Source organism: Patescibacteria group bacterium, assembly GCA_028711655.1.
Taxonomy (GTDB): Bacteria; Patescibacteriota; Patescibacteriia; order Patescibacteriales; family JAQTRU01; genus JAQTRU01.
The window spans coordinates 1-16,482 of record JAQTRU010000024.1; the positions used below are offsets into that span (position 1 = coordinate 1).

18 protein-coding genes, 1 tRNA gene and 1 pseudogene are annotated in these 16,482 nt (G+C 38.8%); all 20 read left to right on the top strand.

Annotation, left to right across the window (positions count from 1 at the left end):
* Positions 1-918: pseudogene (secY, locus tag PHQ42_03480) on the top strand (preprotein translocase subunit SecY).
* Between the two features lie 103 nt (positions 919-1,021).
* Entirely contained in the window at positions 1,022-1,528 is a 507-nt protein-coding gene (locus PHQ42_03485; GenBank protein MDD5071771.1) for a hypothetical protein, read from the top strand.
* Between the two features lie 12 nt (positions 1,529-1,540).
* The gene (locus PHQ42_03490) at positions 1,541-2,509 is read left to right on the top strand and encodes a calcium/sodium antiporter (GenBank protein ID MDD5071772.1); all 969 of its coding nucleotides are present in this window, start codon (positions 1,541-1,543) and stop codon (positions 2,507-2,509) included.
* A 20-nt stretch (positions 2,510-2,529) separates the two neighbouring features.
* Positions 2,530-3,324, top strand: coding sequence for a type I methionyl aminopeptidase (gene map / locus PHQ42_03495; protein MDD5071773.1), 795 nt, complete (start codon positions 2,530-2,532; stop codon positions 3,322-3,324).
* A gap of 32 nt (positions 3,325-3,356) precedes the next feature.
* Positions 3,357-3,746, top strand: coding sequence for a Holliday junction resolvase RuvX (ruvX, locus tag PHQ42_03500; GenBank protein ID MDD5071774.1), 390 nt, complete (start codon positions 3,357-3,359; stop codon positions 3,744-3,746).
* A gap of 293 nt (positions 3,747-4,039) precedes the next feature.
* Entirely contained in the window at positions 4,040-4,756 is a 717-nt protein-coding gene (gene recO, locus PHQ42_03505; protein ID MDD5071775.1) for a DNA repair protein RecO, read from the top strand.
* Between the two features lie 13 nt (positions 4,757-4,769).
* Positions 4,770-5,108, top strand: a complete 339-nt coding sequence (locus PHQ42_03510) for a hypothetical protein (GenBank protein ID MDD5071776.1) — start codon at positions 4,770-4,772, stop codon at positions 5,106-5,108.
* 364 nt (positions 5,109-5,472) lie between these two features.
* Positions 5,473-5,544: transfer RNA gene (locus PHQ42_03515), tRNA-Asn, on the top strand.
* A gap of 445 nt (positions 5,545-5,989) precedes the next feature.
* Positions 5,990-6,358: a hypothetical protein gene (locus tag PHQ42_03520; protein MDD5071777.1), complete on the top strand. Its 369-nt coding sequence runs from the start codon at positions 5,990-5,992 to the stop codon at positions 6,356-6,358.
* A 162-nt stretch (positions 6,359-6,520) separates the two neighbouring features.
* The gene (gene radC, locus PHQ42_03525; protein MDD5071778.1) at positions 6,521-7,204 is read left to right on the top strand and encodes a DNA repair protein RadC; all 684 of its coding nucleotides are present in this window, start codon (positions 6,521-6,523) and stop codon (positions 7,202-7,204) included.
* A gap of 5 nt (positions 7,205-7,209) precedes the next feature.
* Complete coding sequence (locus tag PHQ42_03530) at positions 7,210-9,033, top strand: N-6 DNA methylase (GenBank protein ID MDD5071779.1); 1,824 nt, start codon at positions 7,210-7,212, stop codon at positions 9,031-9,033.
* A 36-nt stretch (positions 9,034-9,069) separates the two neighbouring features.
* The gene (locus PHQ42_03535) at positions 9,070-10,497 is read left to right on the top strand and encodes an ATP-binding protein (protein ID MDD5071780.1); all 1,428 of its coding nucleotides are present in this window, start codon (positions 9,070-9,072) and stop codon (positions 10,495-10,497) included.
* Positions 10,498-10,802: 305 nt separating this feature from the next.
* The gene (locus PHQ42_03540) at positions 10,803-11,474 is read left to right on the top strand and encodes a hypothetical protein (GenBank protein ID MDD5071781.1); all 672 of its coding nucleotides are present in this window, start codon (positions 10,803-10,805) and stop codon (positions 11,472-11,474) included.
* On the top strand, positions 11,467-12,930 hold the full coding sequence (locus tag PHQ42_03545; protein ID MDD5071782.1) for a restriction endonuclease subunit S: 1,464 nt from the start codon (positions 11,467-11,469) through the stop codon (positions 12,928-12,930). Before PHQ42_03540 ends, PHQ42_03545 begins: the two co-directional genes overlap by 8 nt.
* Before the next feature lie 4 nt (positions 12,931-12,934).
* A complete protein-coding gene (locus PHQ42_03550; GenBank protein ID MDD5071783.1) occupies positions 12,935-13,678 on the top strand; it encodes a hypothetical protein in 744 nt (247 codons plus the stop codon).
* A gap of 161 nt (positions 13,679-13,839) precedes the next feature.
* Complete coding sequence (locus PHQ42_03555; GenBank protein MDD5071784.1) at positions 13,840-14,148, top strand: winged helix-turn-helix transcriptional regulator; 309 nt, start codon at positions 13,840-13,842, stop codon at positions 14,146-14,148.
* A gap of 134 nt (positions 14,149-14,282) precedes the next feature.
* On the top strand, positions 14,283-15,317 hold the full coding sequence (locus PHQ42_03560; protein ID MDD5071785.1) for a virulence protein RhuM/Fic/DOC family protein: 1,035 nt from the start codon (positions 14,283-14,285) through the stop codon (positions 15,315-15,317).
* A gap of 4 nt (positions 15,318-15,321) precedes the next feature.
* Positions 15,322-15,621, top strand: a complete 300-nt coding sequence (locus tag PHQ42_03565) for a hypothetical protein (GenBank protein MDD5071786.1) — start codon at positions 15,322-15,324, stop codon at positions 15,619-15,621.
* 152 nt (positions 15,622-15,773) lie between these two features.
* The gene (locus PHQ42_03570) at positions 15,774-15,947 is read left to right on the top strand and encodes a hypothetical protein (GenBank protein ID MDD5071787.1); all 174 of its coding nucleotides are present in this window, start codon (positions 15,774-15,776) and stop codon (positions 15,945-15,947) included.
* 261 nt (positions 15,948-16,208) lie between these two features.
* Positions 16,209-16,482: cation-transporting P-type ATPase (locus tag PHQ42_03575; GenBank protein ID MDD5071788.1), on the top strand; the 274-nt coding region annotated here is incomplete at its 3' end.

Here is a 16,482-nt window from a genome sequence, read left to right on the forward strand (position 1 = left end):
TTGGCTATCGCCCAGACTTATGGCATGATTACGATTTGGCGCCGTTCTTCCTACAGCATTTTAGGCGATGTGAGCGCTTTTGACCTATCCGCCATGATAATTACCATAACCGCCGGCACCATATTTTTAATGTGGATAGGAGAGCTGATAACAGAGAAAAATATCGGCAACGGCATTTCCCTGCTGATATTCGCCGGCATTGTGGCTGATTTGCCTCGGATAGTCCAGCAAACAATTGTTACTTTTGACCCCTCGCAAATATTTATTCTGATTGGGTTTGCTTTCATCGCCCTGGTCACCGTTATCGGCGTGGTTATTATTAATGAAGGCCAGAGAAATATTCCGGTCCAATACGCCCGCTAGGTAAGGGGAAACAGGATGTATGGAGGAACCAGCACCCACCTGCCTTTGCGGGTTAATATGGCCGGCGTGATCCCGATAATTTTTGCCATTTCTTTGGTTATATTTCCGACCATGATTGCTCAGTTTTTCATTCATGCCCGCACGGCCTGGGTTGCCGGTTTCGCCCAGTGGATTATAGAAATTTTCCAGAATCAGCTTTTTTACGGGATTCTTTATTTTATTTTGGTTTTCGGCTTCACCTATTTTTATACAGAAGTTATTTTTCATCCCACCCAGATTGCGGAAAACCTGCAAAAGCAGGGAGGTTTTATTCCGGGCATCAGGCCGGGAAACCACACCAGCGAATATTTAGCCAATACTACGCATAAAATTATTTTTGTCGGGGCTTTGTTTTTGGGCATTATCGCCATTCTGCCTTTGATTATGCGTTATTTTACCGGCATGCAGGCTTTGGCTATCGGCGGCACTTCTCTTTTAATCGTGGTGGCGGTTGTTATTGAAACCGTTAAGCAGATTGAATCGCAGCTGACGATGAGAGAATATGAAGGAATGTAAAAAATGAATAATGAATAATGAATAATGGTTCCCCCTTTAGGGGGTTTTTGGTTTTATAGGGGGGTGTGGTATAATAAATATAATTAATAATTACTTAAAATATATGGGTAATATTTTTAGAAAAAGCGCGATAGAGGGAGCCAAAAGCAGTATTTTTAAAGGCGGAGTGAAGGAAAAAGGAGACTTGGCCAAAACCGCCGGCAGCAGCGGTTTGAGCGCCAGGCAAATGGACAAAGCGCTTAAAGAAAGGGGTTATGACCCGGGAAGAAGGAGCGGTATTATAAGTAAAATTTCCGGAGATGACGAAAAGAAGGGACCGAGCAAAGCGGATATAAGAAGAAACATTTTGGAGTCAAGGCGGAGCTTTGAGGCGGGTCAAGCCGCGGAAGAAGTTCGGGAAGCCAGATATAGTTTTGGCGGCCAAGGCGCGAGAACCAGATCAGGGGCGGAAAAAGTATTGGGGCGGGCTGGCGGAGGAGTAAAGGGAACAGCTACCCGCCGATTCGGCTTGGGCGGTAATTCTTCCGGTTTTGCCGGGCAGAAAAATAGCGGTCCTTCCTCTCCATCGCCCTCTCCCCGCGCCGGGAGCGGAATCAAGCCGAATTTCTAAAGAAAATATTTTATGTTTTTGAATTTAGTTTTTTTTATTTTCGCCGTGGCTTTTGTTTTTTGGGGTTCGCATTATTTGGTCAACGCGGTCGTTTTTTTATCGCAAAAATTCGGCGTCCCTATTTTAATTATCGGTTTAACTGTCGTCACTTTGGGTACTTCTTCCCCGGAATTGTTAGTGGGAATCTGGTCAGCGGTAAGGAATGAAGCCGGCTTGTCTTTGGGCAATGTTTTGGGCGCCAATTTGGCCAATATCGGTCTGATAGTGGGGATGATTACCTTAATCCAGCCGACAAAAATAAAAACTTCAATTTTAAGAAAAGAATCTCCTTTTGTGATTTTGGCGCCGGTGATTCTTTATTTGTTGGCCATGGACGGCCTTTTGTCGCCGCTGGACGGAGCCATTTTATTGATCATGGCTTTTCTTTTTATTTATTACGCGGTCTGGAGCGCCGGCCAGGGAGGGGGAGTAATTGAAAAAATAAAGGCGATTCTGTCTTCCGGGGATGATCGCGCCGAAATTGCCAGGCAATTCTTCTTCTTGGTTTTGGGGTTGATTTTGCTTGTTTTGGGAGCCAGATTTCTGGTAAATTCCAGCGTTTATTTTGCCAGACATTTTGGCGTGAGCGAAATCATTATCGGCATCACTTTGGTTACCATGGGCACGACTTCTCCCGAGTTGTTTACTTCCATAGCCGCTTTGATAAAGAGAAAGACGGAAATTTCTCTGGGTAATGTTATCGGAGCGACAATTTTTGATATTTTTATAATTTTGGGAGTAGTGTCTATAATTTCGCCGATTATCGTTCCCGTTAGCCTGATAAATTTTGATTTGCTGTTTTTGATTTTATTCGCCTTGATATTGGTTACTCTGTTGCACACCAGCGATCGGATTGCCAGGATAGAAGGGGCGATTTTATTAGTTTCTTATTTCGCTTATATCGGTTTTTTGCTCTATCGCGTCAAATTGGGAATTTTGTAATTTATACAAGGATAGGGATTATGATAACAATTAAAAACAAAGAAGAAATAAAAATATTGCGCGAGGGCGGGAAAATTTTGGCGGGAATTTTGGAAAAAATTTCCAAAGAAGCCAGGCCCGGAACCAGCACGGCTGATTTGGAAAAGATGGCCTGCGATTTAATTGAGGCGGCCGGCGGCCGGCCTTCTTTCAAAGGCTACCAGTCTCTTTTGGACGATAAGCCGTTTCCCACCGCTCTATGCGCCTCTGTCAATAATGAAATTGTCCATGCTCCGGCCCTGCCGGCAAGAATTTTAGCGGATGGAGACATAATCAGCCTTGATGTGGGCATGGAATACCCCTACAAAAAAGGAACAAATGGCTATTATACGGATATGGCGGCTACTTTTGGAGTCGGAAAAATAGACGAAGAGGCGCGGGAGTTGATTGCTGTAACCAAAGAGTCTTTGAGATTGGCCATAGAAAAAGTAAAGCCCGGCAATACCATAAATAATATCGGCCGGACGGTCCAGCAATTTGCCGAAAGCAGAGGATATGCCGTGGTGCGGGACCTGGTCGGGCATGGCGTCGGCTATGACGTGCACGAAGAGCCGCGGGTGCCTAATTATGAAATTTCGGAAAAGAGCCCGGAAAACGCGGTTTTAAAAACGGGGATGGTAATCGCCATAGAGCCGATGGTTAATTGCGGCGGCTGGAAAGTTAAATCCGGCTCTGACGATTTTACGATTTTAACCGCAGACGGAAGCCTTTCCGCCCATTTTGAGCACACGGTCGCGGTGACGGAGGATGGACACTTAGTGCTTACTGAATTATAAATTCAAGAATTATGATTTAAGATTTAAGAATTATGGCAGAAGCGGAAAAAAAATATTTGGGGGTTGATTGGGGAGAAAAAAGGATTGGTTTGGCTTTGGGCGATGATGAAACTAAAATAGCTACGCCATATAAAACCGTTGGCAATGTTGAGGAAATCATTAAGATTATAAAAGAAGAAAGAGTTAATGTAGTTGTTGTTGGTAAACCATTAAAAATGCAAAATGAAAAATTAAAAATGCAAAATGAATTTTTGGATTTTTTGGCTTTGTTAAAAAAGAAACTTGATATTCCGGTGGAAACGGTTGATGAGAGATTGTCTTCCAAGGCGGCTGACGCTTTGGCCGGCAATAAAAAAGAAAAGGCGGGGAGGGACGAAATAGCGGCAATGTTAATTTTACAAAATTATTTAGACAAAAGATGATGCGAATTCGCAAATTAATGCAAATACCGCGAAATAGAATTAACTTTTTAGGGGCTTAGACCATTCAATAATCCTTTAATCCGAATTCTGCCTACGGACTTAAGCTTTCCTGCCATAATCCGAATGCCTGTTTTGCCTTCGGCAGCCCTGCTACAAATAGGGCACATGCGAATTATGCTCCGAATAATAATTCGTGGCATTCGGATTATAAAAATGTTCGTGAAGAGAAGCAAAGTAGCATTCGGATTAATAGTTCATCTAAACTAAGTAACCAATCTAAACGTCTTGAACTTATGGAAGAAACATATTGCACCAAAGCCATAATTCTGGGCAGGACGAATTTCCGCGAATATGACAGCCGGACAATTATTTACAGTTTAGATAAGGGGAAATTGGATTTAGTGGTTAGGGGCGCGAAAAAAATAAAATCAAAACTGGCGGCCCATCTTGAGCCCCTTAATTTAACCGAAGTTATGGTCGTGGCAGGCAAGCAATTTGATTATATTGGCGCGGCCGACAGCCAGAATTGCTTTGCTAACATAAAAAATGATTTAGCTAAATTAGCCGCGGCCGGGAAAGCGGTTAATTTTTTTAATAAATTTGTAAAGCCGGAAGAAGCGGATAAAGAAATTTTTTTTCTGCTAAAAGATTTTTTAGAGAGCTTAGATAGCCGGGGATTAAAAATTAGCAGTGATTTATTGACTTCTTTTTTTACTTTTAAAATACTGGCGCAACTGGGCTATGGGCCGGAGTTATATAATTGTGTTATTTGCAATAACAAAATTACGCCGGGAAGAAATTTATTCAGTCCAAGCCGAGGCGGTTTGGCGGGCGAAGAATGCTTAAAAGAAAAGAAAGATGACGCCCTGCGAATTTCCGATGACAGTATTAAAATTTTAAGGCTGGTTATCGGCAATGATTTAGAAAGGTTGAAAAATTTAAAGGTAAGCGCTATACTGGAATTGGAAATAAAAAATTTAATAGGTTCTTTTTATCAATATCATATTTAAGGGGGTGAGAAGAATGGGCTTGTCAAACCTAAGGGCTTTTGAGCACTCAAAACGCCGGAGAGGGGCGAAAAAAGCTGGTTGCCCGATATTAAGTCCGCATTCAGAAGGTTGGACAAAACATGCAAGGCAAAGCGCAGAACGGAGAGAAATACCATTATCCGATGTCCCAGTTTCTTTAAGAGTTCTTAACGGCATGATTAAGAGCGGAGGAGCGAAAGTAAGGGAAGCAAAGGGCAAGGCGAAAAAAGTTATATTTTTCGCGAAAGGAGTCAAATATGAAATTATAGCTGATCTGGAATGGAAAAGAGTAAAAAAGAGAGGAATAATTACTATCTATAGGTTGGATAATTAGTTGGTCTTGGGGCACCGCGGGACCAACTTTTTTATTGGAAGCTTGGCAGAAACTATTATTTCTGTTAGAATAGGTATTACTGTGGATAATATGAAATTTTTAACAAAAAAACTGAATAATAATAACAATAACAATAATAACCCAACTTGACGGCCGGGATGCTTATTTTTAGAGAAAAAAGACCCGACCAAGAAGCCGGGTTTTAAATTTTTTCCGGAGTAGTTCCCGCCTTCGTCCCTCGACAAGCTCGGGACTACGGCGGGCAAGCAGCGGTCCCGCCTTCTTCTGTTAACGGATTCGGTAAGGGGAGTTTCTGTCTGGTATGGTTTGATAATAAAAAAAGAAAATTTTATATAAAAATAATTCCCGGGTAGTTCAGCGGTAGAACGCCGCCCTGTTAAGGCGGATGTCGCTGGTTCGAATCCAGCCTCGGGAGCAAAATAAAATCGCCATGATGGCGATTTTATTTTGCTCTTGTAGGCAGGTAAAGACCTGTGAAGTAAAACCGCCTAAAACAAAATTAATTATTTTTATAAATAAAATATTTTAAGCAAAAATTTCCGTCAATTCTAGGGAAATGGGGCTTTCGCCCCTTCGAATCCCTGCCTGCCGGCAGGCAGGCTGTCTCCGGAGCACGAAAAATAACATAAAAACTCCAAGCAAAGTCTTGGAGTTTTTATGTTATCGCGTGGCGCAGCCAAAGTGATATTTTGCGTGGCCCCGCGAGGCGCTTGCGCCTTCTGCGGGGCTGATTATTTTTATGTATTATGTCTATCTTTTAGAAAATCAAGGCGATGGATCGTGGTATATTGGTTATTCAGAATTTGACTTCTATTTACTAATTGGCTATAATTGGATATAGTTAATACATCTAATTGTTTATGGCTAAAAACAAACCAACTAATAAAAAATATTGGGAAGTGCTGAAAAGAAAGACCTTGATTGAAAGCGCCGCGGCATCATTGCGGCTTTCGGGCGTTGATATTACCGAGAAAGAAGTTGAGCGAATAATTAATGACACAAAGACCAACTCAATATCAGATAAAGATTTAAATAAAATCTTATCTCCCAAGCAACTCGCTGTTTGGCAGTATCTGCAAAAAGTTGATGAGACTACAACAGGCGAGATTATAAAGAAGACTAAAATTGCTCGACCCACTGTTAAACAAGCGCTTGATAAATTTTTGCGACTCAAGAAGATTGAACGCATTGGGCTTGGCCGAAGCACCCGATATAGAAAAATTGGCTGATTTAGTATTGAAAAACCAAATTAGAATAATGAACTCTCTTGCTCTAATCATTGGAATTATTAAAATGAAAACATAAATTCAGATTTAACCTTTATTGCAGACAGAGAAACCCGCCAGGCGGGTGGCGGGTTTAGAGGGAAAGGTGATTTAATGAAGAAAAATATGACAAAATCATTTACTATTCATGATTTACCAAAAGACGAGCGTCCGCGCGAGCGGTTAGTTAAATTTGGCGAGCAAGCTCTTTCGGCGCAGGAATTACTCCAACTTATTTTAGGTCGAGGCATTGCTGGCGAATCAATTGCGGTTACAGCCCAAAAGCTATTATCTCAATTCGGCAGTCTACAAAAATTATCCGAGGCAAGTATTGAGGAACTTTCTTCAGTAAAAGGCATTGGTTTGGCAAAGGCCGCGCAAATAAAAGCCGTTTTTGAAATTAGCCGCCGTCTTTCCACCCAAACCCCGTCTTATAAAAACAAAGAACTTACTGATCCAGAAAAAGTTTATCGGCTGGTAAAAAGTAAACTTAAAGACTATCACAAGGAGCATTTTTATATTATCGCTCTTAACAGCAGAAACTACTCAATCGCAGAAGTTTCGGTCGGCAGTCTAAACGCGAGTGTTGTTCACCCGCGCGAAGTATTCGCGGAAGCCATTAAAAATAAAGCCGCCTCGGTTATATTCGTTCATAATCACCCGTCAGGCGATCCCGAACCATCACAAGACGATTTAGTAATTACCAAACGATTGGTTGAGGTTGGTAAAATTTTGGGCGTTGATATCATTGATCATGTTATTGTCACTAAAAATAATTATTTTAGCTTCAAAGAACATAAATTAATATAAAAATTATGAGTACTATTTACGAACCACAAAAAGAAAAAGTTATTTCAGAGCCAGAGGAATATTTAAAGCTTGGCCAAAGCAAAGGATATTTTGCGCTGGGTGACAAAAAAATTAAATACTTGGCTATAGGTAAAAAGTATAATTTTTCCGACCCCGAGGAAAAAGTCCGAGCCGAGTATTATTTTGATCTGATTGAAAAATACAATTACCCGGCCAAGCGAATTGAGCTGGAAGTGGAAATGCCTGACCGAACGCCTGAAAGATATGCTGATATTGTAATCTATAAAGATGACGAGCAAAAAATTCCTTATATTGTGGTTGAGTGCAAAAAAGACGGTATTACTGACGCTGAGTTTGAACAAGCGACCAAGCAGGCCATTGCCAACGCCCGGATATTAAAAGCCCCATTTGCTATTTGTGTGGCCGGTAATACTCGCAGGGCTTTGGAAACCGAAAAATGGAATGACAAGACGCCAGAGAAAGCTATCATTACAGATATTCCAATTTCCTACGGAAAAATTGAGGAATTCAGATACAAAAAAGGCGATCCCAATTGGGATTTAAAGGTTTTGGATAAACAGGAATTAATTCGCGCGCTTAAAAAATCTCACGATACTCTTTGGGCCGGAGGCAAAAGAAATCCTACGGTCGCTTTTGACGAGCTGGCTAAAATTATCTTTGTAAAAATTCGGGATGAAAAGAAAGGCCGCAAAGACGGTGAATATTATGATTTTCAAATTAAGACTCATGAGCCGGCCGAAAGCGTGTTCCAGAGAATTGACGGTATTTATCAGGAAGCCAAAGAAAAAGACCCGGAAGTTTTTAAAGAGAGTTTGAAAGTAGACCCGGAAGAGCTTTACACGGTAGTTGAACATTTACAATCGCTTTCATTAAATAAAACTGATCTGGATACCAAAGGCGTTGCTTTTGAGCAGTTTATGGAAGACTTCTTTAAAGGCAAAAGCGGCCAATACTTTACTCCAAGAGAAATCGTCAATTTTGCCATTAAGATGATGGATATTAAAAATGATGATTTGGTTTTGGACCCAGCTTGCGGTTCTGGCGGATTCCTTTTGCATGCTTTAGATAAAGTTAGAAATGATGCCGAGGAATATTTTGGCAGTGATGAAGCCGAGAAATATCGCTATTGGCATAATTTCGCGGCTAATAATCTGTTCGGCATTGAAATCAACGACTCAATCGCTCGGGTAGCCAAAATGAATATGATTATTCATGACGACGGCCACACCAATGTTATCGGTTTTGACGCTTTGGAAGATATTGATAAGATGAACCGCAAAAATCCCGGCTTTGATAATAACCGTTTTGATATCATCGTTACCAATCCTCCCTTTGGCGCTAATGTTAAAGCCAGCGAGCACCCATATTTAGAAAAGTTTTTCTTTGGCAAAAAAATAAATAAAGACGGTAAAGAAAGAAATATGAAGAATCAAAAAACAGAGGTGTTATTTATTGAAAGATGTGTTAATTTTCTTAAGCTTGGCGTCGGTCAAATGGCCATTGTATTACCAGACGGTATTTTAACCAATTCCAGTCTGCAGTATGTTCGTGATTATTTAATGGAGAAAACGCAAATTCTGGCAGTGGTTAGTTTGCCTCAATTTGCTTTTACTCATTTTGGCGCCGGTGTTAAGTCGTCTTTGGTTTTTGTCCGCAAAAAAGAAGAAAACGAAAAACTTGGCAAGTATCCGATCTTTATGGCCATTGCCGAACATATCGGTTATGACGCCACTGGCCGCAAAGACGCAAAGAATGATCTTGATAAAATTTGCGAGGAATTTAAAAAATTTAAAAGTTTACCCCGTTAAATTACATTTAATTTGGGGTAAAAATAATCTTTAAATATGGATAAACAAGAAATTCAAAAACTAATTGAAGAAGCAATTAAACACAAAACCGAAACTAACAGCGTTGAATTTAAAGACGCCCGTGGCGGTTTGCCAAAAAGCACCTGGAAATCGATATCAGCTTTTTCCCACAGGCCTGGCGGTGGGATTATTGTTTTTGGAATTATAGAAGATAAAGAAAAGCGCGAAATAAAGATAATAGGGACGGACATATTAGATAGCTTACAAGAAAAAATTGGCGATTTGGTAAACAACGAAATGAGTTTCATTATTCGTCCCAATTATCATATTCTTGAAATTGAAAGCAAAACAATTTTAGCGGTTTTTATACCAGAGTGCCCTGATCAGTTTAAACCCTGTTATTATAAGCCGGCTGGCATGCCGAATGGTGCATACATCAGAGACGGAAATACTGACAGAAAAATGACAGATGATGAAATGAGAAGTTTAATTGATAATTCCAAAAAGTTTAAATTTGATATTACTGTAGCGGAAGAAACTTCGCTTGAAGATTTATCAAAAGAGAAAATATTGGAACTCTTAATAAAGAGTGGCGAAAGAACAAAAAGACGAAGCTCAATAGAGGAAATTAATTTTGAATTGCTAAAAAATCTGGGTATTGCTGATAGTTTTGGTAATTCGCCAAAACCAACCCTCGCCGGTTTTTTAATTTTTGCCAAAGAGAAACCTCAAAATAAACAACAGTTTAGCAGGTATATTATTAGATGTGTAAAATATCAGGGTTCAAATGTAGCCACCGACATAATAGACAGTATGGATATTAATGGCACGCTTGATGATCAAATAGATGATATGCAGAAATTTGTTTTAAGAAATATTAGGAAAGGCGCGGAAATAGTCGGCACTAAACGAATTGAACGTTATGAATACCCGGAAAAAGCAATCAGAGAAGTGGTGGCTAATGCGGTGATTCATAGAGATTACAAGATCACAGAAACTTATACCCAAATAAATATTTTCGCTGACAGGATAGAAGTTTTTAATCCCGGTTGTTTACCTCCCGGGGTTACCATAGAGAATATTAAAGACGCGCAAGTTAGTCGAAATGAAATAATCGCGGCTCGTCTAAAAGAACTTGATTATTTAGAAGAATATGGCCGCGGCATTGATATTGTTTTTAATGAAATGCAAAAATGGAATTTACTTCCTCCTATATTTAAAAATACATCAAATAGTTTTAAAGTTATTTTGCTCGGACAAAAATTAAGCAAGCTAAATGAGAGACAAATTAAAATTTGGGAGTATCTGGTTGAGAATAAGAAAGTAAATGTCAAAGATTGTGATGATTTACTTGAAAGTGTTTCCAGAAGGGCGATAAATTATTATTTAAATAAAATGGAAGAAATGGGTTTAATAAAAAGACAAGGTGAATCAATAAATAGATATTATGTTTCCGCTTTCTAAAAATTGCCAGCTTTTGCAGGCAATTACAGGCAATCCAATTTTTTGGCTAAAATAAAGGATTTTTATGGTTATAATAAATTTATAGAAATTGCCAGCTTTTGCAGGCAATTACAGGCAATCCAATTTTTTGGCTAAAATAAAGGATTTTTGAAGGATAGAAATGGTTAAGAGTATTAGAAGCAATTAGAAGCAAGTTTAATATCTCATAAATGCAAAAATATGAGACATAAATAATTTAGTGTATCGTGGATGAGACGCAATTCCCATTTGCCATTTGCAAGGGGGTATGAAAATGGAGAAAAATTATGAAATTAAAATTTTTATTTGGTTTAAAAAATTTTTTTAAAAAACACAAGAATAAATTTAATCAAAAAAATATTAAAATTTTTTCTATATGGTTTTTAATTTATATCAGCCTAATATTTTTTATTTTGCAGTGGAATAGTTACAACATTGGAATTTTAAAATATAATTTTGATTTAATAAAATTTTTATCGCCCCTTTTATTATTATCATTAGCTTGGTTTATTGCATCTAAACATAAAGAGTTGGTAATAACATTGTGCATAGTTATTATAACGATTGTATTTTTCTGGATAGAAAACAATAAAAGTGAACTTGAGGGAGTAAACATAATTCAAACTACAAATATATATAATTGCCGAATAATTGATAATAATATTAATTTTTTAACTAATAGCGAAAATAATGATCATGGTTTCGTTTTAAATTTTTTTATAACAGAGCCATATTATCAAAATCTTGACTTAATTTTTAAAAAAGCGGGCAAGGAAAAAAGTGACAAGATTTTAAGGGCGATTTTTGAGATGGAGGGTGCAAACTCTTTTATTAAAATAAATATAGAAAGGGCTACGAATTTTGGAAATATAGATTTAAGATATAATGAAGAAATTATAAAGTGGTCTAAAAAAATTAAACCTATTATTTGTAAAAAATTATTTTATAAAGATGAATAATCAAACTAAAACTCAACAATTAAGTTCCACCTCCACAACAGCTACGGCGGACAAGCCGCAAATTTTTACTGTTTGGAGTAGCGAAATTGAGGGAAGAATTGATCCGTCATTTTATCGTCCAGAATTTAAAATATTGGAAAAGGCATTTATTGATGGCAAATACCAAGTAAAAACACTTAAAGATATAGCAGAAAAGATTTCCAGTGGCGCTACCCCCTTATCTGGCGGAGATGCCTATACTAACAAAGAAGAAGGAATTCCTTTTATTCGTAGTGGTGATATTAATGCGGACAAGAATATAAATTTTGATGATTTGCTTTATATCAAAGAGGATATTCACCAAAAGAAACTTAAATCATCTCAGCTTAAAAAAGGAGACGTGCTTATAGCCATTGTAGGTGCTACAATCGGTCAAGTTTCTTTATATGATTATGACAGAGAAGCAAATATAAATCAGGCTATTGCCATGGTTAGAGTAAATAAAGGTATTAATCCCGAATATGTAAAAGAATACTTACTTTCAACAGTCGGGCAAAATCAATTAAATAAAATCAAAAGACCTGTTGCGAGGGCAAATATAAATCTTGAAGAAGTCGGCAGTATTAAGATTCCACTCCCGCCTCTCTCAATCCAAAACAAAATCGTGGAGATAATGGCAAAAGCGTATCAGGAGAAAAAGGAAAAAGAAGCCGAGGCCGCGAGGTTGCTTGAGTCCATTGATACTTATGTTTTAGATCAGCTCGGCATTCCCGCCTTCGCCAAGGCTTCGGCGGGTAAAAAAATGTGCTTTGAAGTAATGAGTGGTAAGGTTGAGAATAATCGGGTTGACGCTGAATACTGGCAACCGTTTTTAGAAAATATTGAGCAAATAATAAGGCAAAGCAAACACAGAACTAAAAAGCTCAAAGATTTTATTACTAAAATCCATTATGGCGCTTCTACCTCAAACGCTTATGTAGATAACGGAATTCCTCTGCTTCGCATTCTAAATCTAAAGCCGAATTATGTTGATTTGTCGGATGTGGTTCATTTGCCGGAAAACTTCCGCAAAGAATTAGGCAACGCTTTTGTTAAAGCCGGCGATTTGCTCATATCCCGAAGCGGAACTGTTGGCATAGTGTCGGTTGTGCCAAAAGAGGCAGATGGCTTTGCTTTCGGCTCGTTTATGATTAAGTTTTGTTTGAATGATGAAATAAATAAAGAGTTTATTTCTATCTGGCTTAACAACAAATTGAATAAGCTATTAACCAAACGAGAAAAGATTGGCGCCATACAGGGCAATATTACTATTGGCACGATTGAAAACTTTGATATTCCAATGCCTCCTTTATCAATTCAAAATAAAATCGTGGAAAAAATAAATTTCTACTACTTCCAAGCCCAGAAATTAAAAGATGAAGCAAATAATAACCTGCAAAAAGCCAAAGTCAAAGTTGAGCGGATTATTTTGGGATAAATTTATGAGACCAGCATATAACTTAGACAAAATAAAATACGCCACGGATCAGCCGACTTTTGAGAAAGCGGCGGCGATTTATGAATCGGGCGGAGTGAAAAATTTTCAACATAACGGGATGGCCGGTTATTTGGCGAAAGTTAAAGGAAGCGGAGGTAATTTTTATGATGTTTTTATTTCCGGCAGACACTATGGCCAAGGCGATTGTAATTGTTATCTTGGCCAGCGAGACACTCTTTGCAAGCATATGGCGGCCGTATCAATTTACGCTTGTTTAGACGGCAAAAAATTAAGCCAAGAGGATAAAGAATTGGTATCAAGTCCAGTCTGTAGTGGTAAATTGGGAGAGTTAAGTAAGGAGGAAATAGTTGAAACTAAAAAAGCCATTACTTTAGCGATGAGATACATAAAAGCGTATAACGGGCCTTCTCGGATTTGGTTTGCTTATCAAAATTCTTTGGATGAAGGTTGCGCTCGGTTATCAAAATTAGTGTCGGATTTGCCAATTAGCGAACAAACAGCCAAATTATTGGTTGATATGCTTTTACGGCTTGATAAAAAATTATGCGCGGGCGGAGTTGATGATTCTAACGGCACGGTTGGCGGATTTATGGAAGAAGTTGTTTTAATGCTTAAAGAATACGCCAAACTTGATCTTAAATGCATCAAAGCGTTTAAAAAACTCTGCGGCCAAAAAACCTGTTTCGGCTGGGAAGAACCATTGATTAAAATATTTGATGAACAGTAAAACCATGACTAAACATATTTTTTGTTCAGTCGCAGTCTCTTGTCAGCCCCGCTAGCCAGCGGGGTCAGGGGACTTTGACTGCTTGGTTCAAGGCCGGATCGCAGTCCTTTTTAAGAGACTACGGTCTTGCTAATAACCGGTTATAAAAATTAACTAACCTTATGGCAAGCCAAACAATTTTAATCATAATTGGAATAGCAATTATTATTTTGCTCTTGACGCGCAAGGGCCGGGAAGCGGCCGTCGGTATCTGCGCCGCGGCTATCGGGCAGGATGCGAAAAAGCGGGAAAACAAAGAAAAGACGGAGGCGCTTCTTAAAGAGCGCGGTTCGCTTTCAAACTCCGACATCCGCGAGGCGCTTGGGATTTCCGACCGCTCCGTTATCCGCTATATGGACGAGTTAGAAAAAGAGGGCAAGGTTGAGCAAGTCGGCTCTACCGGCCGGGGCGTGGTTTACCGCCTAAAATAAATGTAATAAACCCGCCAGGCGGGTGGCGGGTTTTGTTCAGTCGCAGTCTCTTGCCAGCCCCGTCCCGCCGGCGGGATCAGGGGACTTTGACTTAAAAATCGCCAAACTGGCGATTTTTTGGTAGAATGGAAGATATGCCAAAGAAAAAATCCGCCTTCGCCAAGGCTACGGCGGGCAAGCAGGAAAAATTTAATAAAGGCGAAATAATAATTTATAAGCCGGCCAAAGGCGAGGTTGAGTTGAAAGTGCGTTTGGAAGATGAAAGCATTTGGCTTGACGCGCATCAAATGGCCTTGATTTTTGACGTTAAGCGACCGGCAATAGTTAAGCATATCAATAATATCTGCAAAACCGGAGAACTGGACGAAAAATCAACCTGTTCCAAAATGGAACAGGTTGCCGCGGACGGCAAAATCCGCAAAATGAACCTCTATAATCTTGATATGATTATTTCTGTTGGCTATCGCGTTAATTCGCAAAGAGCCACCCAGTTTAGAATATGGGCTACATCGGTATTGAAAAAATATTTACTGCAGGGTTATGCCCTGAACGAGAGAAGATTATTGGAAGCAAAAAATAAATTTAAACAATTGCAAGAAACAATCGCATTTTTAGAGAAGCAATCAAAAAAAGAATTGATAAAAGGGCAAGGAGCGGAAATTTTGAATTTACTGGCAGATTATTCTAAAACCTTATCCTTGCTTGAGCAATACGACAAAGGCAAGTTAAAAAGCGGAAAGGGCCAAAAGTCAAAATTTGTTTTAAAATATGAAAATTGTTTAGCCATAATCACGGAAATTAAAAAAGAGTTGATAGCGAAAAAAGAAACTGGAGATTTGTTCGGACAGGAGCGAGAGAGAAGTTTGGAGGGGATTGTTAATGGCCTTTATCAGACATTTGCCAAAAAAGAATTGTATCAAACCATTGAAGATAAAGCGGCGCATCTGCTTTATTTTGCTATCAAAGACCATCCTTTTACTGACGGCAATAAGCGGATTGCCTCATTTTTATTTGTTTATTTTTTGGATAAAGATAATTATCTTTATCGCGAGAACGGTGAAAAGAAAATCAATGACAACGCTTTAACCGCGCTTGCGCTTTTGATTGCGGAAAGCGACCCGAAAGAAAAAGATCAAATAATTGCTTTAATTACGCAGTTAATAAAATAAAAATATGCGATTACCAAAAAACAAAGAAGGAATAATTAAAAAGCGGGCCGAAATTGAAAATCAGCTCAATGAACTGATTAATTCAATGGATTTAAGTGTGAGTTTTGATGAAATAAAAGAGATGATTTATAATGAGCAGGATCAAGGCGTCTTGCATGAAATAGTTTCCAAATTTGATCAGGGCCGGGGTATTGATGAGCTGAATAAAATTTTAGAAGTTGTTAATGACGCTTGGAATTATTTTCCGCATAAATGCCTTAACGGCCTTTCGCCAGCTGAAAAAATTTTAGGAAGCCAACGGTAGTTTATTCATTAACCCCGCAGTAAACCCCGCAAAAAAATGTGTCGCAGTCTCTTGCCAGCCCCGTCCCGCCGGCGGGGTCAGGGGACTTTGACTGTTTAATTTGAGATTGGGCCGTAGTCCTTTTTAAGAAACTGCGATCCCGCTATTAAACTATGAACAAATATCATAGAAAAATGATATATTTTGTTTTCGCGATATTGTTCGGCGCGTTTATGTTTGTATACGGTGAGTTTGATGACAGTCCCGGCGGACAACTGCTGGGGCTGATAATGTTTATTATCGGCATCACAGGCCTGATAAATAGCGAAAAAAAAAATTCCGGTTAAATTACTTTTCTTTTATCGGTAAGCTGTTTTTTCCAAAACAATTTCAGGTATCGTTCACAATCCAAAAGCCGTGAACAGCCGGATGTCGCCCAAACGGCATTTTTTTGTTATAATAAAAATAAGCAAAAAATAAGGATATGATACTATCGCCAAAATTGGAATTTATCCGGACACGGAAAAATTTCTAACTTATTTTAGGCGGCATAGATAAAGGCATTTTTGTTAATAAATTATTGGCTGTCAAAGCCCTTTTAAGACCCTATGGAAAATAATCTATACCATTCAAAATCCGGCGACAAAATCCTGAAAGAATTTTCTTCTCATCTCGGCGGGCTGTCTTCGGACGAAGCGAAAAGCCGTTTGGAAAAATTCGGCTTTAACGAAATACCGGAAAAAAAAGCCATTCATCCGGTTTTTATTTTTCTTAAGCAATTCCACTCCTGGCTGGTCTATATTCTTATCGGAGCGGCTATTTTTTCTTTTTTCACCGACCACATGTTTGACGTTTATATTATTTTGGCCGTTCTTTTATTTA